The sequence below is a fragment of the Ectopseudomonas composti genome (assembly GCF_900115475.1).
Classification (GTDB): Bacteria; Pseudomonadota; Gammaproteobacteria; order Pseudomonadales; family Pseudomonadaceae; genus Aquipseudomonas; species Aquipseudomonas composti.
This window is the reverse complement of sequence record NZ_FOWP01000011.1, coordinates 134,574-155,462: the sequence shown is the minus strand read 5'-3', so window position 1 is coordinate 155,462 and position 20,889 is coordinate 134,574. Positions and strand designations below refer to the sequence as shown.

The 20,889-nt window shown below is 59.9% G+C and carries 19 protein-coding genes and 2 tRNA genes; 4 read left to right on the top strand and 17 right to left on the bottom strand.

The annotated features are described in order from the left end of the window. Positions 1-93: 93 nt before the first annotated feature. From BM059_RS19015 to BM059_RS19005, 3 genes are read left to right on the top strand one after another with little or no spacing between them, the layout of a single operon-like run. A complete protein-coding gene (locus BM059_RS19015) occupies positions 94-2,976 on the top strand; it encodes a DUF748 domain-containing protein (protein ID WP_074940929.1) in 2,883 nt (960 codons plus the stop codon). Continuing rightward, the gene (locus BM059_RS19010; RefSeq protein ID WP_037001536.1) at positions 2,973-3,281 is read left to right on the top strand and encodes a DUF2845 domain-containing protein; all 309 of its coding nucleotides are present in this window, start codon (positions 2,973-2,975) and stop codon (positions 3,279-3,281) included. The genes BM059_RS19015 and BM059_RS19010 overlap by 4 nt, the downstream gene beginning before the upstream one ends. Before the next feature lie 13 nt (positions 3,282-3,294). Further along, complete coding sequence (locus tag BM059_RS19005) at positions 3,295-3,597, top strand: DUF2845 domain-containing protein (RefSeq protein WP_074940928.1); 303 nt, start codon at positions 3,295-3,297, stop codon at positions 3,595-3,597. Between the two features lie 217 nt (positions 3,598-3,814). On the opposite strand, the gene BM059_RS19000 is transcribed toward BM059_RS19005, so the two are convergent. The 17 genes from BM059_RS19000 to rlmE all read right to left on the bottom strand — a co-directional run bounded on the left by BM059_RS19000 (position 3,815) and on the right by rlmE (position 20,485). Continuing rightward, positions 3,815-4,012, bottom strand: a complete 198-nt coding sequence (locus BM059_RS19000; RefSeq protein ID WP_013716987.1) for a CsbD family protein — start codon at positions 4,010-4,012, stop codon at positions 3,815-3,817. 57 nt (positions 4,013-4,069) lie between these two features. After that, the gene (locus tag BM059_RS18995) at positions 4,070-4,423 is read right to left on the bottom strand and encodes a BON domain-containing protein (RefSeq protein ID WP_037001538.1); all 354 of its coding nucleotides are present in this window, start codon (positions 4,421-4,423) and stop codon (positions 4,070-4,072) included. Between the two features lie 780 nt (positions 4,424-5,203). Beyond that, complete coding sequence (gene pnp, locus BM059_RS18990) at positions 5,204-7,309, bottom strand: polyribonucleotide nucleotidyltransferase (RefSeq protein ID WP_037001540.1); 2,106 nt, start codon at positions 7,307-7,309, stop codon at positions 5,204-5,206. Between the two features lie 171 nt (positions 7,310-7,480). Continuing rightward, positions 7,481-7,750: a 30S ribosomal protein S15 gene (gene rpsO / locus BM059_RS18985; RefSeq protein WP_004424394.1), complete on the bottom strand. Its 270-nt coding sequence runs from the start codon at positions 7,748-7,750 to the stop codon at positions 7,481-7,483. Between the two features lie 171 nt (positions 7,751-7,921). Beyond that, entirely contained in the window at positions 7,922-8,842 is a 921-nt protein-coding gene (truB, locus tag BM059_RS18980) for a tRNA pseudouridine(55) synthase TruB (RefSeq protein ID WP_074940927.1), read from the bottom strand. A 3-nt stretch (positions 8,843-8,845) separates the two neighbouring features. After that, the gene (gene rbfA, locus BM059_RS18975; RefSeq protein ID WP_037001542.1) at positions 8,846-9,241 is read right to left on the bottom strand and encodes a 30S ribosome-binding factor RbfA; all 396 of its coding nucleotides are present in this window, start codon (positions 9,239-9,241) and stop codon (positions 8,846-8,848) included. A 109-nt stretch (positions 9,242-9,350) separates the two neighbouring features. Next, a complete protein-coding gene (gene infB / locus BM059_RS18970) occupies positions 9,351-11,837 on the bottom strand; it encodes a translation initiation factor IF-2 (protein WP_037001543.1) in 2,487 nt (828 codons plus the stop codon). Positions 11,838-11,864: 27 nt separating this feature from the next. Then, a complete protein-coding gene (gene nusA, locus BM059_RS18965; protein WP_037001544.1) occupies positions 11,865-13,346 on the bottom strand; it encodes a transcription termination factor NusA in 1,482 nt (493 codons plus the stop codon). Positions 13,347-13,506: 160 nt separating this feature from the next. After that, positions 13,507-13,965 carry a ribosome maturation factor RimP gene (rimP, locus tag BM059_RS18960; protein WP_037001546.1) on the bottom strand — a complete coding sequence of 153 codons (459 nt, stop codon included), beginning with the start codon at positions 13,963-13,965 and terminating at the stop codon, positions 13,507-13,509. A 129-nt stretch (positions 13,966-14,094) separates the two neighbouring features. Then, positions 14,095-14,171: transfer RNA gene (locus BM059_RS18955), tRNA-Met, on the bottom strand. Between the two features lie 97 nt (positions 14,172-14,268). Then, a tRNA-Leu gene (locus BM059_RS18950) sits at positions 14,269-14,354 on the bottom strand. 7 nt (positions 14,355-14,361) lie between these two features. Then, entirely contained in the window at positions 14,362-14,739 is a 378-nt protein-coding gene (secG, locus tag BM059_RS18945; protein ID WP_074940926.1) for a preprotein translocase subunit SecG, read from the bottom strand. Positions 14,740-14,742: 3 nt separating this feature from the next. Beyond that, positions 14,743-15,498: a triose-phosphate isomerase gene (tpiA, locus tag BM059_RS18940; protein ID WP_074940925.1), complete on the bottom strand. Its 756-nt coding sequence runs from the start codon at positions 15,496-15,498 to the stop codon at positions 14,743-14,745. A 65-nt stretch (positions 15,499-15,563) separates the two neighbouring features. Continuing rightward, the gene (gene glmM, locus BM059_RS18935; RefSeq protein ID WP_074940924.1) at positions 15,564-16,901 is read right to left on the bottom strand and encodes a phosphoglucosamine mutase; all 1,338 of its coding nucleotides are present in this window, start codon (positions 16,899-16,901) and stop codon (positions 15,564-15,566) included. Between the two features lie 13 nt (positions 16,902-16,914). Next, positions 16,915-17,766, bottom strand: a complete 852-nt coding sequence (gene folP, locus BM059_RS18930; protein ID WP_074940923.1) for a dihydropteroate synthase — start codon at positions 17,764-17,766, stop codon at positions 16,915-16,917. 8 nt (positions 17,767-17,774) lie between these two features. Continuing rightward, a complete protein-coding gene (gene ftsH, locus BM059_RS18925) occupies positions 17,775-19,688 on the bottom strand; it encodes an ATP-dependent zinc metalloprotease FtsH (RefSeq protein ID WP_074940922.1) in 1,914 nt (637 codons plus the stop codon). Positions 19,689-19,861: 173 nt separating this feature from the next. Continuing rightward, positions 19,862-20,485: a 23S rRNA (uridine(2552)-2'-O)-methyltransferase RlmE gene (gene rlmE, locus BM059_RS18920; RefSeq protein ID WP_074940921.1), complete on the bottom strand. Its 624-nt coding sequence runs from the start codon at positions 20,483-20,485 to the stop codon at positions 19,862-19,864. A 90-nt stretch (positions 20,486-20,575) separates the two neighbouring features. On the opposite strand from rlmE, the gene yhbY reads away from it, so the two are divergent. Then, complete coding sequence (gene yhbY, locus BM059_RS18915; protein WP_037001554.1) at positions 20,576-20,887, top strand: ribosome assembly RNA-binding protein YhbY; 312 nt, start codon at positions 20,576-20,578, stop codon at positions 20,885-20,887. Positions 20,888-20,889: the final 2 nt, after the last annotated feature.

Below are 20,889 nucleotides of genomic sequence, written 5' to 3'. Positions count from 1 at the left end.
ATCGTTCACGCTGAATGCGCCTGTAACGACCGGAACTGAACCGCCGTGCCATACTCCAAGTCGTCTCCTCGTCTGGATAGATGACGCCAAGCCATGCCCAAAGGACTGAAGCGCGCGCTGAGCGCACTGTTGATCACCGTTTTCCTCTACAGCCTGATCGGCTTTCTGATACTGCCGGGTATCGCCCTGCGTATCGCCAACCAGCAGTTGGCGCAGTACGCCACGGTGCCGGCCTCGCTGCAGCGTGTGCAGCTCAACCCCTTCACGCTCGAACTGAGCCTGTGGGGTCTGCGTGTCGGCGAGAGCGGCCAGGAGCAACTGAGCTTCCAGCGCCTCTACGCCAACCTGCAGGGCGACAGTTTGTGGAACGGTGCCTTGCACCTGAGCGACGTCGAACTCGACGGTGCACGCACCGAAATACTGTTCGCCAAAGACGGTACGCTCAATCTCACCCAGTTGTTCCTACTGCCGGAAAGCCAGGCGGAACCCAAGAAAGAGAGCAGCGAGCCCTTCCCGCTGCGCATCGACAGCATTCGTCTGCGTGAGAAGTCACTGCGCTTCCAGGACCTGCGCCCGAGCGAGGCCGTGGAGTTCGCCTATGACGCACTCGACCTGGAACTCAACAACCTCAGCACCCTGGCCGGTGACAACGCCGAAATGACCATGACCGCCAGCGGCCCACACGGCGCGCAAGTCGACTGGCGCGGTCAGGTCAGCCTGACACCGATCAGCTCCAGCGGTAGCCTGAGCGTCAGCGATGGCCGCCTGAGCACCTTCTGGCCTTACGTACGGGATGCCTTGCCACTGGTACTGAAAGAAGGTCAGGTCGACCTCAGCAGCGACTATCGCCTCGACCTGTCCAGCGGTACCGAACTGCAGTTGAGCAAGATCAAGGTACAGCTGGCTCCATTCGCCATCGACGACCCACAAGGCAAGCCGTTGGTACGCCTGCAACGCCTGGAGATCGACAACACCAGCCTTGACCTGGCCAAGCAACTGGTAGTGGTCGGTCAGGTGCGCAGCCAGGGCCTGGAGGCCTGGGCGGCACGCGAAGCCGACGGCCAGCTGGACTGGCAGAAACTGTTCGCCAAGCCCGCGGGTGCCAAAAGCGAGGCTACCGAGCCCGCGCAGCAGGCCAACGAGAGCAAGCCCTGGCAGGTGCTGCTGCAGGATGTGCAACTACGCGACTACAAGGCTCACCTGGCCGACCGCGTACCGCAGCAGGAAGTGGCCGTGGAGGTCGGCCCGCTGAACCTCGACCTGAAGAATTTCGACAGCCTCGGCGACAAGCCCTTCGACCTCAGGCTCGACAGCGGCCTGGGCAAGCAGGGCAAGCTGCAGGCGGCCGGCAACGTGCAACTGAGCCCGACCAGCGCCCAACTCAAGGTCAGCACGCAAGACATCGACCTGCGCCTGGCACAGGCCTATCTGAGCCCCTTCATTCACCTGGAGCTGCGCAGCGGCCTGCTTGGCAGTGACCTCGACGTGCAACTCAAGAGCACCGAACCGCTGGCACTCAGCATCACCGGCAGCGCCAAGGTCGATCAACTGCACACACTGGATACTCTGCGTGAACGCGACTTCGTGCGCTGGAAACAGGTACGGGTGGGCGGCCTCGACTATCGCCATGGTGAAAGCCTGGTCATCGAGCGTGTCGAGCTGGATCAGCCTTACGCGCGCTTCGTGATCAACGAGAACCTCACAACCAACGTCAGCGAGCTGATCGTGCCGCAGCCAGATGCGCCGAGCGAGAGCAAGGCGGATACAGGCAAGCCGCTGGCGATCCGCATTGGCGGCGTAGCGATCAATGACGGTTCGGCCAACTTCGCCGACTTCAGCCTGACCCCCAGCTTCGCCACCGCGGTTCAGCAGATGAACGGCCGCATCGGCGTACTCGACAATCAAAAACCACAGGCAGCCAGCGTCGATATCCAGGGCAAGGTCGACCGCTACGCACCGATGAGCATCAAGGGCAAGCTGACGCCGTTCGATCCGCTCAACAGCCTGGACATCGCCACCAGCTTCAAGAACGTCGAGCTGACCACCATTACCCCCTACTCCGGCAAATTCGCCGGCTACCGCATCCGCAAGGGCCGCCTCAACCTCGACCTGCACTACCGCATCGAGAAGGGCCAGCTCAATGCCGAGAACAAGGTGCTGGTGGAGAATCTGCAACTGGGTGAACGGGTCGACAGTCCGGATGCCGTGGACCTGCCGATTCGCCTGGCTGTGGCCCTGCTCAAGGACACTCAGGGGCGCATCTCCATCGAGCTGCCGGTACAGGGCGACCTGAACAATCCACAGTTCAGCGTCATGCCCATCGTCTGGCAGACCCTGCGCAATCTGGTGTTGCGCGCGGCACAGGCACCGTTCAAGTTCATCGCCGGCCTTGTCGGCGGCAGCAATGTCGATCTCAGTACCGTGCCATTCAGCGCCGGCTCTGCAGAGTTGGAAGGCGACGCACGCCAGGCCCTGGACACTCTGGCAAAAGCGCTCGAGGAACGCCCCAATCTGCGTCTGGAGGTCGAAGGCCAGGCTGCGCAGAGCGCCGACGGCCCGCTGCTGGCCGAACAGCGCCTGCAACGCGAATTCCGCGAAACCTGGTACAAGGTCCTGCAGCGCCGCGGTGACAAGGTGCCGGCCAGCCCCGACGAGCTGACGGTGGCCGAGGACGAACAGGCCGCCTTGCTCGAAGGCATCTACCGCGCCCGCCTCAAACAGCAGCCCCCTGCCGAATGGAGCGAGCTGGACAGCGAGCAACGCCAGCAGAACATGCGCAAGGCCGTGCTGGACTCCTGGGCCAAGAGCAAGCTGTTGCTGCGCCAACTGGCTCAGCAACGCGCTGCAACGATCAAGGATTATCTGGTTGAGCAAGGCGGGTTGTACGATGAACGCGTCTATCTGATCGATGCCAACCTGGGTGACCCCGAAGCCGACGGCCGCGTGCTCACCACCCTGCACCTGGACAGCCAATGATCAAGCGCAGCTTATCCATCATCACCTTCACAACCTTGGCTGCCGGGCTGCTCAGCTCTAATGCGCTGGCCGACACTCTGCGTTGTGGCAGCGCCTTGGTCAGCCTTGGCGATCGTCCGTTCGAGGTCGAACGCAAATGTGGCGCACCGGTGCACCGCGATCCAGTCGGTTACACCCTGGGCTCTTATGACCGCCGCGAATACATGATCGAGGAGTGGGTGTATGGCCCGAGCAACGGCATGCTCAGCATCCTGCGCTTCGAGGGCAACCGCCTGACCGCCATCGAACGTCGTCGCGAACGCTGAGCAGGAAGCTCTCATGCACAAATTCAGATATCTGCTGCCCCTGCTCTGCCTGCCCCTGATAGCCGAGGCGTCCTCTACCTATCGCTGCGGCAGCGCTATGGTCAGCACCACAGCGCCAACCGCGGAAGTACAGAGCAAATGCGGCGAGCCATCCAGCCGCGACTTTCTCGGCTACAAGGAAGTGGTCGATCGCTATGGCTTTCGCAACGAGGTAAGTGTCGAAGAATGGGTCTACGGCCCGAAAAGCGGCATGTACCACTTTCTACGCTTCGAAGGCGGACGCCTGACCGAGATCCGCAGCAAACGCGGCAGCTGACATAGCGCCGTACAGGGGCTGGGCGCGGCAAGCGGCTCATGCAGCCGGCACAAAAATCAAGGCCCCGCCGGTTACACCGGCGGGGCCTTCGCGCATCCATGCCTGTCGCTATCCGTGCTGATAAGGCGTCCTGCCTGGAGCCATCCATGCTGCTATGAAGTCCATTTGCGCAACTGTCCGTACTTGAGTGGCATCCTTACCAGGCAATCCCTGCGTCTTAAAGCTTGTCGCTGAAGTCGCGCAGCTCTTGCTGGGCCTTTTCCTTGGTCCAGCCATAACGTTCTTGCAGCTTGCCGGCCAGGTATTCGCTGTGGCCCTCGGCGACGTCCAGGTCGTCATCGGTCAGGTTGCCCCAACGCTCCTTGATGCGACCGTTAAGCTGCTTCCATTTGCCTTTGATGATGTCGCTATTCATGGTCATTCTCCCAGTGACAGAAGGTTGGGCCGGGTCGTAACCCGGCCGGCTCGGCTATCAGTCGGCGGTTTTCAGGGCATCGGCGGACACGTCACGCACACCCTCGATTTCCTTGGTCTTGGCGATAGCCAGGTCACGCTCGGCGTCGGTAGCGACCACACCGGACAGGGAAACCACGCCTTGGTTGGTCTCGACCTTGATATCCAGCGCGCTGAGGCTCGAATCAGCGACGAAGGTGGATTTCACTTTGCTGGTGATCCAGGTGTCGGATACCGCCTGCTCGGCTTTATCCACAGTGTCATTGGCCGCCAGCATGGTCGGCTGTGCAGCGAAGGCTGCCGAGGCCAGCGACAGGCTCAGAACAGCAGCGGTCAGAGTAGTAGCGGCAAAACGGTTGATTGGCTGTTTCATTGTTTGACTCCTGTACATTCCAGACAATCTGCAAACCAACTCCTGGTTGCAGGTTCACCAGTACTGTTGCAGGCGCTGTGCCAGGTTTTAAAAATAAAATAATTACTTTAAAAACAATGATTTAACAGCAAACACTAACAAGCTTTTGATTGCATTTCGCCGAGTCGAACAAAAAACTCCGGGCAATTTGCATGATCTTCAAGGACTGCGGTACCCGAGCGGCTTCATCCGCTCATCAACAGCACCCCATGTGCGGCGAAAGCGATCTGATGCGGCAGAGGCGGTACTGTCTGCACCTCTGCCGGGCGGCAACGCTCTATAAATGCGGCGACCTATTGCCGAGACGCAGAACCTCTCCACACGCACCACCATGAATAGCAAAACGACTCGCGGCCGCCCGCGCAGCCTCGGCCGTGAAGCTGCCCTGGCCAAAAGCGCCCGCGAAGCGATTGCCACCCTGCTGCCGGACTGCGTAACCGCACCTCAACGAGCCGCCCTTTGGCTGCATAGATGGCCGGCGAGGCACGTACCCTGCGTGCCACCAAAGAATTGGAGCAGTCATGCATCGAGCGATGCCCAGGCCCTCACCCGCGCGTCATGCAGGCGTTGCACAACGGCATGTCACTACTGACCCGCGTGGAATGAGCAATGACGAACTGAAGGCCGTTGCAAGGCTCGCGATACGCGGCATGGATGCCTACACCACATTCACCACCTGACGAGCAGGCACAAAAAAGGGCTCCCGCAGGAGCCCTTTTCGTTCGAGCAGCTAAGTCGTGCTTAGACGCCAGAGGCCTCGGCAGCCGCTACGTCTTTGATCGACAGTTTGATACGACCGCGGTTGTCCACGTCCAGTACCAGTACCTTCACTTCCTGACCTTCCTGCAGCACGTCGGTGACCTTCTCCACGCGCTGATCGCTCAGCATGGAGATATGCACCAGACCGTCCTTGCCCGGCAGGATGTTGACGAAGGCACCGAAGTCGACGATACGCTCGACCTTGCCGACGTAGATCTTGCCGATCTCGGCTTCGGCGGTAATGCCCAGAACGCGCTGACGAGCAGCTTCGGCAGCTTCTTTGGTTTCACCGAAGATCTTGATCGAGCCATCGTCTTCGATGTCGATTGAGGCCTTGGTCTCTTCGCAGATGCCACGGATGGTGGCGCCGCCTTTACCGATGACGTCGCGGATTTTGTCCTGGTCGATCTTCATCGCGATCATGGTCGGTGCGTTGGCCGACAGCTCGCTGCGCGATTGAGCGATGACCTGGTTCATCTGGCCGAGGATGTTCAGGCGAGCTTCCAGCGCCTGCTCCAGCGCCTGCTCCATGATCTCTTCGGTGATGCCCTGGATCTTGATGTCCATCTGCAGTGCAGTAACGCCCTTGGCGGTACCGGCAACCTTGAAGTCCATGTCGCCCAGGTGATCCTCGTCACCGAGGATGTCGGTCAGAACAGCAAACTTGTCGCCTTCTTTGACCAGACCCATGGCGATACCGGCAACTGGTGCCTTCATCGGTACGCCAGCATCCATCAGGGCCAGGGAAGCGCCGCAGACCGAAGCCATCGAGGAAGAACCGTTGGACTCGGTGATTTCCGACACCACACGAATGGTGTACGGGAATTCGTCGGCAGCCGGCAGCATGGCCTGTACCGAACGGCGAGCCAGACGGCCGTGACCGATTTCGCGGCGGCCAGTAGCGCCCATGCGACCACACTCGCCTACCGAGTACGGCGGGAAGTTGTAGTGCAGCATGAAGGGGTCTTTGCGCTCGCCTTCGAGGGTGTCGAGCAGTTGCGCATCACGCGCAGTACCGAGGGTGGCAACCACCAGCGCCTGGGTTTCGCCACGGGTGAACAGCGCCGAACCGTGAGTCTTGTCCAGTACACCGACTTCGATGTTCAGGCCACGTACGGTACGGGTGTCACGGCCATCGATACGCGGTTTGCCGTTGACGATGTTCTCGCGCACAGTGCGGTATTCGATTTCGCCGAAGGCGTCTTTGACTTCACCAGCGGAAGGCTGGCCTTCTTCGCCAGAGAACTTGGCAACCACCTGATCTTTCAGCTCGCCAAGGCGCGCGTAACGATCCTGCTTGATGGTGATGGTGTAAGCCTGGGAAATCGCTTCACCGAACTCGCTGCGGATAGCGCTCAGCAGTGCAGTGTTCTCGGCTTTAGGCTGCCAGTCCCAGGTCGGTTTGGCGGCTTCGGCAGCCAGCTCGGTTACAGCCTGGATAACGGACTGGAATTCGTCGTGGGCGAACAGAACGGCGCCCAGCATCTGGTCTTCGGTCAGCTCTTTGGCTTCCGATTCAACCATCAGTACAGCGTCTTTGGTACCGGCAACGACCATGTCCAGGCTGGAAGCCTTGAGCTGCTCGTAGGTCGGGTTCAGCAGGTAGCCGGCTTCCGGGTGGAAGGCGACGCGCGCGGCGCCGATCGGGCCGTTGAACGGGATGCCGGAGATGGCCAGGGCAGCCGAGGTACCGATCATCGCAGCGATGTCCGGATCGGTCTTCTTGCTGGTGGAAACCACGGTGCAGATGACCTGCACTTCGTTCTGGAAGCCTTCCGGGAACAGCGGACGGATCGGACGGTCGATCAGACGCGAGGTCAGGGTCTCTTTCTCGGAAGGACGCGCTTCACGCTTGAAGAAGCCGCCAGGGATCTTGCCGGCAGCGTAGGTTTTTTCCTGGTAGTGCACGGACAGCGGGAAGAAGCCCTTGCTTGGGTCGGCGGTCTTGGCGCCAGTTACGGCAACCAGCACGCTGACGTCGTCGTCAACGGTGACCAGCACTGCGCCGGAGGCTTGACGGGCGATACGGCCAGTCTCGAGGGTAACGGTCGACTGACCGAACTGGAATTTCTTGATTACCGGGTTCACGGTGTTTTCCTTCTCTTTGTTGCCTTGGGGGAAATTGGAAAGAGGCGCGGGAGTCGGACCCGGTGCTTCCCTCGAAAAGCCAAAAGCTGGAAGCCCAGCGCCACGAGGTGAGGATCACTCCCCACTCGCGACGCCGAACTCCCAGCTTCCAACTTGTGCAGCTCGCGTCTATTAACGACGCAGGCCCAGGCGACCGATCAGGGCGCTGTAACGACTGGTGTCTTTACCCTTCAGGTAGTCCAGCAGCTTACGACGCTGGTTAACCATACGGATCAGACCACGACGGCTGTGGTGATCTTTACCGTTGGCCTTGAAGTGACCTTGCAGCTTGTTGATGTTGGCGGTCAGCAGGGCAACCTGCACTTCCGGGCTACCGGTATCGCCTTCAGCTTGCTTGTAGTCGTTAACGATCTGGGCTTTTTCTTCAACGCTGAGTGCCATGTTGGCTTCCTCTCATCAGGAAACTGCCGAAGCAGTCTCAATAGGCCGGGAATCGCTTCCCGTGTTTTTAAAAAGAGGTATGACCGTGCCTACTAACAGCCACCCTCGCAGTACCTGATGAAGACCTCGTCAGCATCAGGTTTTCAGCCATCTCGGCCGAACCGTACGGTGCTACGCACCGGTATAAATCAATCGACGCGGGGCGATACGCCCATCGTCACTCACCTCACCGATGCCGATGAAGCGACCATTGTGATCCTGCACCCGCACCATGCCGAACTTCGGTGCCTCCGGCGCTCGCACCGGCTGCCCTTGCAACCAGTAGAACGCGCTGTGCTCGGAGAACTGCAGCAACGGCCAGTCCAACAGACCGCTATCGGCCGGTAGCAGGAAGCGATCCAGCGCCTCGTTACCACCTTCGGCGTGTGCGGCCTCGAGTTCTTCCAGCGTCACCGTACGCGTCAGATCGAACGGGCCGGCCTTGGTACGACGCAGCTCGGCGACATGCGCACCGCAGCCGAGCAACTGGCCAAGATCCTCAACCAGCGTACGAATATAAGTGCCTTTACTGCAATCAACCGCCAGGCGAGCCTGCTCGCCTTCACAGGCCAGCAGCTCCAGGCGCGCAATAGTAACAGAACGCGCTTCGCGCTCCACTACCTCACCCGCACGAGCCAGCTTGTACAGCGGCTGACCATCCTTCTTCAACGCCGAGTACATCGGCGGTATCTGCTTGATTTCACCGCGAAAGCGCGGCAACAGCGCTTCGATTTCGGCACGACCGACGGTCACCGGGCGACGTTCGATCACATCGCCTTCGGCATCGCCAGTGGTGGTGGTGACGCCCAACTGAGCGACGGTTTCGTAGCCCTTGTCAGCGTCGAGCAGATACTGGGAGAACTTGGTCGCCTCACCGAAGCACAGCGGCAGCACACCGGTAGCCAGCGGGTCGAGGCTGCCGGTGTGACCGGCCTTCTCGGCATTGAGCAGCCAACGCACCTTCTGCAACGCAGCGTTGGACGTGAAACCGTGCGGCTTGTCGAGCAGGATGATGCCGTCGACCTTGCGGCGAATACGTTTGACCTGCGCCACGCCTTACTCCTTGGAACCTGCGGTGTCGTCGTCGTGCAGACGATCTTCCGCCACGGCACGCTCGATCAGCGCCGACAGATGCGCACCACGCTGAACACTCGCATCGTAGTGGAAGTGCAACTGTGGCACGCTGCGCAGCTTCATTGCCTTGCCCAGCTGCATACGCAGGAAGCCGGCCGCGTCGTTGAGCACCTTGAGGCTCTCTTTGATCGCCTCGGCATCATCCTGCCCCATGACGGTGATGAAGACCTTGGCGTGACCGATATCACGACTGACGTCGACTGCGGTGATGGTCACCAACCCCAGACGCGGATCCTTGACCTCACGCCGAATGAGCTGGGCCAGTTCGCGTTGCATCTGGTCGCCGATACGCTGGGTACGGCTGTAATCTTTGGCCATTTTCTACTTACCTTTACGTCGTCCACCGTCTACTCGCCAGCGGACCCAAAAGCGGCAAACGCCCGGCCGCGCGAATGCGGGGCCGGGCGTTGCGTGTTGCGACTCGCGATTACAGGCTGCGAGCCACCTGGACTTTCTCGAACACTTCGATCTTGTCGCCGACCTTGACGTCGTTGTAGCTCTTCACGCCGATACCGCACTCCATGCCATTACGCACTTCGGCGACGTCGTCCTTGAAGCGACGCAGCGATTCCAGCTCACCTTCGAAGATCACCACGTCTTCACGCAGTACGCGGATCGGACGGTTACGGAAGACAGTGCCTTCGATGACCATGCAACCGGCAACCGCGCCAAACTTCGGCGAACGGAACACGTCACGCACTTCGGCGGTACCCAGGATGTTCTCGCGAACATCGCTGCCGAGCATACCGGTGAGCGCCTTCTTGACGTCTTCGATGATGTCGTAGATGACGTTGTAGTAGCGCATGTCCAGGCCTTCGGCCTCGACGATCTTGCGCGCACCGGCGTCAGCACGAACGTTGAAGCCGAACAGCACGGCATTGGAAGCCAGCGCCAGGTTGGCATCGGACTCGGTGATACCACCGACGCCGCCACCGACCACACGCACTTGCACTTCGTCGTTGCCCAGGGTGCTGAGCGAGCCTTGCAGGGCTTCCAGAGAACCACGCACATCGGACTTGAGCACGATGTTGAGGGTTTTCTTCTCTTCCTGGCCCATGTTCTCGAAGATGTTTTCCAGCTTGCCGGCGTGAGCACGGGCCAGCTTGACCTCGCGGAACTTGCCTTGACGGAACAGGGCAACTTCGCGGGCCTTCTTCTCATCGGCGACCACAGTCATGTCGTCACCGGCATCCGGCGTACCATCGAGACCGAGGATCTCGACCGGAATCGACGGGCCGGCTTCCTTGATCGGCTTGCCGTTCTCGTCAAGCATGGCACGCACACGGCCATAGTTGACGCCGACCAGGACCATGTCGCCCTGACGCAGGGTACCGTCCTGAACCAGCACGGTGGCAACCGGGCCACGGCCCTTGTCCAGACGCGATTCGACCACCACACCACGGCCCGGGGCCGACGGAGTGGCTTTCAACTCGAGAACTTCAGCCTGCAGCAGTACGGCTTCGAGCAGTTCGTCGATACCGGTACCCATCTTGGCCGAAACGTGCACGTAAGGTGCATCGCCGCCCCACTCTTCCGGGATCACGTCGAGCGCGGCCAGGCCGTTCTTGATGTTGTCCGGGTTGGCGTCGGGCTTGTCGATCTTGTTCACCGCAACCACGATCGGCACGCCAGCCGCTTTCGCGTGCTGTACGGCTTCCTGGGTCTGCGGCATCACGCCGTCGTCAGCTGCAACGACCAGGATGACGATGTCGGTCGCCTTGGCACCACGAGCACGCATCTGGGTAAACGCAGCGTGACCGGGGGTGTCGAGGAAGGTGACCATGCCGCGGTCGGTTTCCACATGGTAGGCACCGATGTGCTGGGTGATGCCACCCGCTTCACCGGAGGCCACCTTGGCGCGACGAATGTAGTCGAGCAGCGAGGTCTTACCGTGGTCGACGTGGCCCATTACGGTCACAACCGGAGCACGGGAGAAGGCTTCACCTTCGAACTTCAGCGACTCGGCCAGGGAATCTTCCAGAGCGGTGTCGCTGACCAGCTTGACCTTGTGGCCCAGTTCTTCGGCGATCAGCTGAGCAGTTTCCTGGTCCAGCACCTGGTTGATGGTGGCCGGGGTGCCCATCTTGAACATGAACTTGATGACTTCGGCGGCCTTGACCGACATCTGCTGAGCCAGATCGCCCACCGTGATGGTTTCGCCAATGGCCACATCACGCACCACCGGGCCGGCCGGAGCCTGGAAGCCATGCTGGTTGCGCTTCTTCATCTTCGACTTGCCGCGGCCACCACGACGGAAACCGTCGCTTTCTTCATCGACGCTACGCGGAGCGACGCGCGGAGCCGGCGCCTTCTCTTTGGTAGCAGGGCGATGCTGGGTGTGCTTGCGATCGCGACGCTCGTCTTCATCAGAGCGTGCCTTCTCGGGGCGACGCACTTCTTCTTTCTTGCGCTCGGCCTCGATGACCGGAGCGGCAACCACCGGCTCGCTGACAGGCGTCGGCGCGGCAGCAGGTGCGGCAGTATCGCTAGGGGCAGTGGCAACCTGGCGCTTGGCTTCTTCTTCAGCCTTGCGCTTGGCGTCTTCCTCGGCCTTCAGGCGCTCGGCCTCGGCAGCGGCCTGCTGAGCTTCCAGCTCACGCTGCTTCTCGGCTTCGAGCTCTTCCGGGCTGCGCTTGACGAAGGTCTTCTTCTTGCGCACTTCAACACTGATGGTCTTGCTACCAGCAACGCGCAGCGTGCTGGTGGTCTTGCGTTGCAAGGTGATCTTGCGCGGCTCTTCGACCTTGTCGCCGTGACTGCTCTTGAGATGGGCCAGCAGGGCCTGTTTCTCACTATCGGTCACTACTTGTTCGGCACTGTCGTGGGACAGGCCAGCTTCACGCATCTGCTGCAGCAGGCGTTCAACCGGGGTGTCGACCACTGTGGCCAGTTCTTTCACCGTGACTTGCGTCATGCATCTTTCTCCTCAGGCCGCAACCGCTTATTCGAACCAATGGGCTCGGGCGGCCATGATCAGCTTGCCGGCACGCTCTTCGTCGATGCCGTCGATGTCGAGCAGGTCGTCAATCGACTGCTCGGCCAGGTCTTCACGGGTAATCACGCCGCGCAGCGCAAGCTCTAGAGCCAGCGCCTTGTCCATGCCTTCCAGTTCCAGCAAATCATCTGCCGGATGGGCATCGGCCAACTTCTCCTCGTTGGCGATCGCCTTGGTCAGCAGACGATCCTTGGCCCGTGCACGCAGCTCATTGACGATCTCCTCGTCGAAGCCATCGATACTGAGCATTTCTTCCATGGGTACGTAGGCAATCTCTTCGAGACTGGTGAAACCCTCCTCGACCAGGACTTGAGCCAGTTCTTCGTCGACTTCCAGCTCGTCGATGAAGGACTGCATGATGTCGCCGGTTTCTGCCTGTTGCTTGGCCTGAATGTCCGCTTCAGTCATCACGTTCAGGGTCCAGCCGGTCAACTGACTGGCAAGACGCACGTTCTGACCACCACGACCAATGGCCTGTGCCAGGTTGTCTTCGCCAACGGCGATGTCCATGGCATGAGCATCTTCATCGACGATGATCGCCGCCACTTCAGCCGGCGACATGGCATTGATGACGAACTGCGCGGGGTTGTCGTCCCACAGCACGATATCGACGCGCTCACCGCCCAGTTCGCCGGAAACGGCCTGGACGCGCGAACCACGCATACCGATGCAGGCACCCTGCGGGTCGATACGCTTGTCCTTGGAGCGCACGGCGATCTTGGCGCGCGAACCCGGATCACGGGAGGCGGCCTTGACGTCGATCAGCCCTTCGGCGATTTCCGGTACTTCGATGCGGAACAGCTCGATCAGCATTTCCGGAGCGGTACGCGACAGGATCAGTTGCGGGCCGCGGTTCTCAGTACGAATTTCCTTGAGCAAGGCACGCAGACGCACGCCAACGCGGAAGGTCTCGCGCGGAATGATGTCCTCACGAGCCAGCAGGGCCTCGGCGTTGTTGCCCAGGTCAACGATGACGTTGTCGCGGGTGACCTTCTTCACGGTGCCGGAGATGATTTCACCCAGGCGTTCGCGGTAGGCGTCGACGACCTGAGCACGCTCGGCTTCGCGCACTTTCTGCACGATGACCTGCTTGGCGGTTTGCGCGGCAATACGGCCGAACTCGATGGAGTCGACCTTTTCTTCGAGCACTGCACCGATCTTGGCGTTGGCCTCAACGGCCTGCGGCATATCTTCGGTCACCTGATATGCCGGATCCTCGAACTCGGACTCGTCGACCACGGTCCAGCGCCGGAAAGTTTCGTAGCTACCGTTCTGACGGTTGATCGACACGCGCAGGTCGACTTCGTCCTCGAAACGTTTCTTGGTGGCGGTCGCCAGAGCCAGCTCCAGCGCCTCGAAAATCACGCTGGCCGGTACACCCTTTTCGTTGGATACCGACTCAACAACCAGCAGTACTTCTTTGCTCATCGTACGCCTCGCCTTTCGCAATCCATTGGTTCTGCGCAATCCGCCTCACGTTCACGCCATTGGCGCTATCTTCGTGGGCTGTCGCGCTACCTTCGCGCCATCTGTGTCGCTCGCGCTGCGCCGACATTCGGCAGTCCAGCAACGCCACAGAATCCGCATCTCAATCAAATCGGGGGATGATATTGGCCTTGTCGATCAGGTCGATCGGCAACAGATACTCGTGGTCATCCACCTGAACTACCACGTCCTGCTCCTCCACTCCGCGAAGGAGGCCCTGGAAGTTACGACGCCCGTCGAAAGGTGAGCGCAGCTTGATCTTCACCTGTTCACCGGCATGCGTCGCAAATTGTTCAATGGTGAACAACGGACGATCCATGCCAGGAGAAGAAACTTCCAGCGTGTACTCCGAGGTAATCGGATCCTCGACATCGAGTACACCACTGAGCTGACGGCTGACGATTTCACAATCTTCGATCAGGATGCCGTCGGCTTTATCGATATAGACACGCAGCAGCGAATGACGCCCCTGCGACAGGAACTCGATGCCCCAACATTGGTAACCGAGCGCCTCGATTACTGGGGCCAACAAGGCCTGCAACTGTTCTAGCTTGCTCGACACTTAACGGCCCTCGTGCATGCTGTGCAAATAAAAAATGGGCGAAACGCCCATCCCTTCAATCCGCCGTAACCACCAACGGACGTTGTCTTTCAGCTAACAAAAAGCCCCTGAAAAGGGGCCTGCTGAAACTGGTTGCGGGGGCAGGATTTGAACCTACGACCTTCGGGTTATGAGCCCGACGAGCTACCAGACTGCTCCACCCCGCGTCAAAGCTGGGCCGGAATTATACGGCCACCCCCTGGCGAGGGTCAACCAAACACTCCAGCAACAAGAAAGCCCGCGAACAGCGGGCTTTCTTGAGTATGGTACCGAGGAGGGGACTCGAACCCCTACAGCCTATGGCCACTACCACCTCAAGGTAGCGTGTCTACCAATTCCACCACCTCGGCAAAACTGTTACTGCCCTGGAGCCTCCGGCACGTCCGAAGCATCGGACGCTGGAGTTTGCTCTTCGAGCACCGGCACGTCTTCGACAGCCGGTTTTTGTTGAACTTCCAGAACCGCTGGAGCTGGCAGCCCAACCTGAGTCAGTGCATGAGCTTTTTCTTTAGCAAAGTATGCTAAACCCAAGCTAGTAATGAAAAAAGCCGCGGCGAGTATACCAGTAAACTTACTCAGAAAGGTAGAGGAACCTTGGCTTCCGAATACGGTTGCCGAAGCCCCCGAACCGAACGACGCACCCGCGTCAGCACCCTTACCTTGCTGCAGCAGCACCAGCGCTACAATCCCGATCGCACCCAGCAGGTGCAGAACAACAATGACTGTTTCCAGCATTCTTCAGTTTCCTGCAGCGCGACAGATCGCACCGAATTCATCCGCATTCAGAGAGGCACCACCCACGAGCCCCCCATCGATATCCCGCATACCGAACAACTCGGCTGCACTGGCGGCCTTTACACTGCCGCCATAAAGAATTCTCAACCCATTCGCCACATCTGCATCCAGCTGCGCAACCTGCGCGCGGATAACTGCGTGCACTTCCTGGGCCTGCTCAGGCGTAGCGGTCAACCCGGTGCCAATAGCCCATACAGGCTCATAGGCAACTACGGCGTTTTCCAGCGCTTCGACACCCAAAGCGTCAATCACTGCGGCCAACTGGCCACCCACCACACCCAGCGTTGCATTCGCTTCACGCTGCTCACGGGTCTCACCAACACAGAGCACGGGAGTGAGCCCCGCTGCCTGCACTGCCGCAAACTTGCGCACAATCACTTCGTCACTTTCACCTAGAATCAGGCGACGCTCGGAGTGACCCACCAGCACCAGCTCACAACCACCATCGACCAACTGACTGACTGCCAGCTCACCGGTCAAGGCACCCTGCTCTACTTGCGCCGCACAATCCTGCGCTCCAACTTCCACCGCTTTACCACTCAAACCTTCGACGACCTGAGCGATATGCAGACTGGAGGGAAACACCGCAACATCGACATCAGCCGGCAAAGCCTGCTGACACAACCCTTCGATCAGCTCTGCGACGCTGGCGCGGGTACCGTGCATTTTCCAGTTACCTGCAACCAAGGGGCGACGCATGTTTTACCTCGTCGATCAAAGAGGGCGCAGATGTTACCCAAGAGCACCCTCGGTAGCAAGCTCAATCAAGCACAGACTTCGGTAACAATCTTAGCCAATTCATCGGCATAGCCGCGAACGGTGCTTTCCTCGTCGCCTTCGACCATCACCCGTACCAGCGGCTCGGTACCGGACTTACGCAGCAGCACTCGACCACGCCCAGCCATGCTCTCGGTAACCCGTGCACAGGCCTCTTTCACCGAAGGATGCTCGAGCGGATCGACCTCGCCAGAAAAACGCACATTGACCAATACCTGCGGGCATTTTTTCAGACCGCTGCGCGCCTCTACCAGGTTCTGACCACGGCGCTTGAGCGCCATCAGTACCTGCAAGGCGGCAATGATCGCGTCACCGGTAGTGGTGTGCTGGAAGCACACCAAATGCCCGGAATTCTCCCCCCCCAGCAGCCAGTTTCGTCCCTGCAATTCGGCAATCACGTAGCGATCACCGACATTGGCGCGCACGAACGGAACGTTCAACTCGGCCAAGGCCAGCTCCAGGCCCAGGTTGCTCATCAACGTACCGACCACTCCGCCACGCAACCGATCCCGCTCTTGCAGATCGCGCGCGATGATGAACAGCAGTTCATCGCCATCGACCACCGCACCGTACTGATCGACCATCAGCACACGATCAGCGTCACCATCGAAAGCGATACCCAGATCAGCCCGCTGCGCGACCACCTCAGCTTGCAGCGCCGCGATGTGCGTGGAGCCACAACCGTCATTGATATTGAGGCCATCGGGCTGCGCCGAAATGACTCGCACCTCGGCGCCCAGCTCACGGAATACGCTCGGCGCAACCTTGTAGGCCGCACCATGTGCGCAATCGATGACGATCTTCAGCCCCTTGAAGCTGGTGCCACTGGGCACGCTGCCCTTGCAGAATTCGATATAGCGTCCGGATGCATCGTTGATCCGCGAAGCCTTGCCAATACCAGCCGACTCCACCACGGTCATCGGCTGGTCGAGCAACTCTTCGATCATCAGCTCGACGTCATCGGGAAGCTTGGTGCCCTCACTGGAGAAGAACTTGATGCCGTTATCGTCATGCGGATTGTGCGAGGCGCTGATAACAATGCCGGCATCGGCCTGGAAGGTGCGCGTCAGATAAGCGATAGCCGGCGTCGGCATCGGCCCGAGCAACTGCACGTCAGCGCCCGCAGCAGCCAACCCTGCCTCAAGAGCAGACTCGAACATGTAGCCGGAAATACGCGTGTCCTTACCGATCAGGATGCGACACTTACCTTGCTTGCGAAACGCCATGCCGGCGGCCCAACCGAGCTTGAGCATGAAATCCGGGGTGATGGGGAACTGGCCGACACGCCCACGAATGCCGTCAGTGCCGAAGTATTTTCTAGCCATAACGCTTTCCTTGTTATTGCGCCGCTTCAACCGCAGCGATCATGCGCACCACATCCACCGTTTCGGCGACGTCGTGCACACGCAAAATATGTGCGCCCTTGGTCAATGCCAGGGCCGCCAATGCCAGACTGCCGTACAGGCGCCCGCCAACTTCGTGACCAAGCACCTTGCCAATCATGCTCTTGCGCGACACACCGACCAGCAAGGGCCGCCCAAGGTCGGAGAGCTCGCCCATACGCTTGAACAGGGCAAGATTGTGCTCCAGGGTCTTGGCAAATCCAAAGCCCGGATCGAGCAGGATCCGCTCAGCGGGGATACCGGCTGTCGCGCAAGCGACCATGCGTTCGACAAGAAAATCACGCACTTCAATGACGATGTCCGGATACCGCGGATCATCCTGCATGTCACCAGGTTCGCCGCGCATATGCATCAGACACACCGGCAGACCAGTATCTGCTGCAGCGTCCAGAGCACCATCACGCTGCAACGAACGCACATCATTGATCAGCCCCGCCCCCAGCCTTGCACTTTCGCGCATGACTGCAGGCGTCGAAGTGTCCACGGAAATGATCACGTCGAGTTCACGGGCGATAGCATCGACCACCGGCGCGACGCGCTCCAGCTCCTCGGTCGGCGAAACGCTTCGCGCCCCAGGGCGGGTGGATTCACCGCCGACATCGATCAGCGTCGCACCGGCGGCGACCATCTGCTCGGCGTGACGCAATGCAGCATCGCGCGCCGTGAAGCGCCCGCCGTCGGAGAAAGAATCCGGAGTGACATTGAGGATGCCCATCACCTGCGGACGGGACAAATCAAGAAGCCGGCTACCACAGGGTAGCCGGCTTGGGTGTTGCGCTTGAGACATATGAAACCTTAGAGCTCGGCCGCCGGCCCACCGATGGGCTTTTCAGAACGATCTGGCTCGTCGACCTTGGCCTGCGGAGTACCGGAGTCTCCGCCACCATCCCAGCCGCGTGGTTCACGAGGCTCGCGACCGTTCATGATGTCGTCGATCTGCTCGGCGTCGATGGTTTCGTACTTCATCAACGCTTCAGCCATCGCATCGAGTTTGTCGCGGTTGTCTACCAACAGTTGCTTCGCAGTGGCGTAGCATTCATCAATGATCCGGCGCACTTCCTCGTCGATCAACTTGGCAGTCTCACCCGAAACGTTGCTGGACTGACTGCCCATGCTGCGACCCAGGAAGACCTCGCCTTCTTCCTCAGCATACATCAGCGGACCAAGCTTCTCCGACAGGCCCCACTTGGTGACCATGTTCTTGGCCAGTTGAGTGGCGCGCATGATGTCGTTCGAGGCGCCGGTGGTAACGCCATCGAAGCCAAGGGTCATTTCCTCGGCGATACGGCCCCCGAACAGCGAGCAGATCTGGCTGGTCAGCGCACGCTTGCTCAGGCTGTAACGATCCTCTTCCGGCAGGAACATGGTCACACCCAGCGCACGACCGCGCGGGATGATGGAAACCTTGTAGACCGGGTCGTGCTCTGGCACCAGGCGACCGACGATGGCGTGCCCCGCCTCGTGGAACGCCGTGTTGAGTTTCTCCTTGTCGGACATGACCATGGTCTTGCGCTCGGCGCCCATCATGATCTTGTCCTTGGCCAGTTCGAATTCCTTCATTTCGACCAGGCGCTTGCCAGCACGAGCGGCGAACAGGGAAGCTTCGTTGACCAGGTTGGCCAGGTCGGCACCGGAGAACCCCGGCGTACCGCGCGCAATCACCGCCGGGTTGACGTCGTCCCCCATCGGTACCTTGCGCATGTGCACTTTCAGAATCTGCTCACGACCGCGGATATCCGGCAGGCCAACGACCACCTGACGGTCGAAGCGACCAGGGCGCAGCAGCGCCGGGTCGAGCACGTCAGGACGGTTGGTGGCAGCGATGACGATGATGCCATCGTTCATTTCGAAGCCGTCCATCTCCACCAGCAACTGGTTGAGGGTCTGCTCACGCTCGTCGTGGCCACCGCCCATGCCGGCGCCACGATGGCGACCAACGGCGTCGATCTCATCGATGAAGATGATGCAGGGCGCGTGCTTCTTGGCCTGGTCGAACATGTCACGCACACGGCTGGCGCCGACACCGACGAACATCTCGACGAAGTCGGAACCGGAAATAGTAAAGAACGGCACCTTCGCTTCACCGGCCACAGCCTTGGCCAGCAGCGTTTTACCGGTACCCGGCGAGCCGACCATCAGCACACCGCGCGGAATACGGCCACCCAGGCGCTGGAATTTGCCCGGATCGCGCAAGAATTCGACCAGTTCGCTGACTTCTTCCTTGGCTTCGTCGCAACCGGCGACATCTGCGAAGGTGGTCTTGACCTGATCTTCGGACAGCAGGCGCGCCTTGGACTTGCCGAAACTCATCGGCCCGCCTTTGCCACCTGCACCGCCCTGCATCTGGCGCATGAAGAACATGAATACCGCGATGATCACCAGAATCGGGAAGCTGGCGACCAGCAACTGAGTCCAAATGCTCTGCTGCTCAGGCTGCTTGCCTTCGATGACCACGTTGTTGTCGATCAGGTCGCCAATCAGGCCACCGTCCTGGATCGCCGGACGAATGGTCTTGAAACCTTCGCCATCGGTGCGCTTACCGGTGATCACGTAACCATCGACGGTCACGCGCTCGACACGCCCTTCCTTCACCTGCTCGATGAATTGCGAGTAGCTCAGGGTCTGTGGCTCGCTCGGGCTGGAGAAGTTGTTCATCACGGTAACCAGCACCGCCGCGATGATCAGCCACAGGATCAGATTCTTTGCCATGTCGTTCAATTAGCTACCCTCTGAAGCAGGCCTCGTGGCGAAGCAGGCTTCCCATGACGACCAATGATATACCGACCTAACTTACACCAAACGCCCACATCCCGCAGGCACCGTCTGTAACCCTTTATGAGGCCTCTGCCACTGAGACCGACTCGGCGGTCACCAGTTTCAGCTCACAACCCGCGAAAACCACGTGCCAGCAAATACTGCTCACGAGAACGATCGCGTGAGGACAGAGGCTTGCGCATCTGCACCTTGTCGAAGGTTTCACGCACCTGCTTGTGGTACGCATCGAAACCTTCACCCTGGAAAATCTTGATCAGAAAATCACCGCCAGGACGCAAAACCCGCCCCGCCAGATCCAGCGCGAGCTCGCACAGGTACATCGCGCGCGCCTGATCGGCGGTTCTTACCCCACTCATATTGGGGGCCATATCGGAAATAACAAGGTCCACCGGATTTTCCCCGATGGCCTTGAGAATCCGCGCAAAGACCGCGTCATCGGTGAAATCACCCTGAATGAAGGTAACATCGGGAATGCTGTCCATCTCCAGAATGTCGGAGGCGATCAGGCGCCCTTTGTCGCCGATTACTCGACTGGTGACCTGCGACCAGCCGCCTGGCGCCGCACCGAGGTCGACCACGGTCATGCCGGGACGCAGGATGCGATCCTTCTCCTGGATTTCCAGCAGCTTGTAGCTGGCGCGCGAACGATAGCCGTCCTTCTGCGCCATCTTCACGTAGGGATCGTCGAAATGTTCTTTCAGCCAACGCTGGCTGGTCTTGGAACGTGCCACTGAAACCTCGAACTCAACGGGTCATGAATAACTGCGCGGGCTCGGGTAAGATAGGCGCCGTTTTCCAGACCGAATTAGGTACTAACGATTATGCCGCTCACTCAAGAGCAGAAGAAACAATTCAAATCTATCGGCCACCACCTGAAACCTGTATTGATCGTGGCTGACAATGGTTTGACCGAGGGCGTGCTGGCCGAGCTGGACCGCGCCCTGAACGATCACGAACTGATCAAGGTACAGCTGCGCATCGCCGAACGCGAGGATCGCCAGGCGGTCATCGCGGCCCTGTGCGAAAGCGGACGCGCCGAACTGGTCCAGTCGATCGGCAAGGTCGCCCTGCTCTATCGCAAGAACTCCAAGCCGAATCGCAACCTGTCCAACGTGATTCGCTACCAGGGCTGACG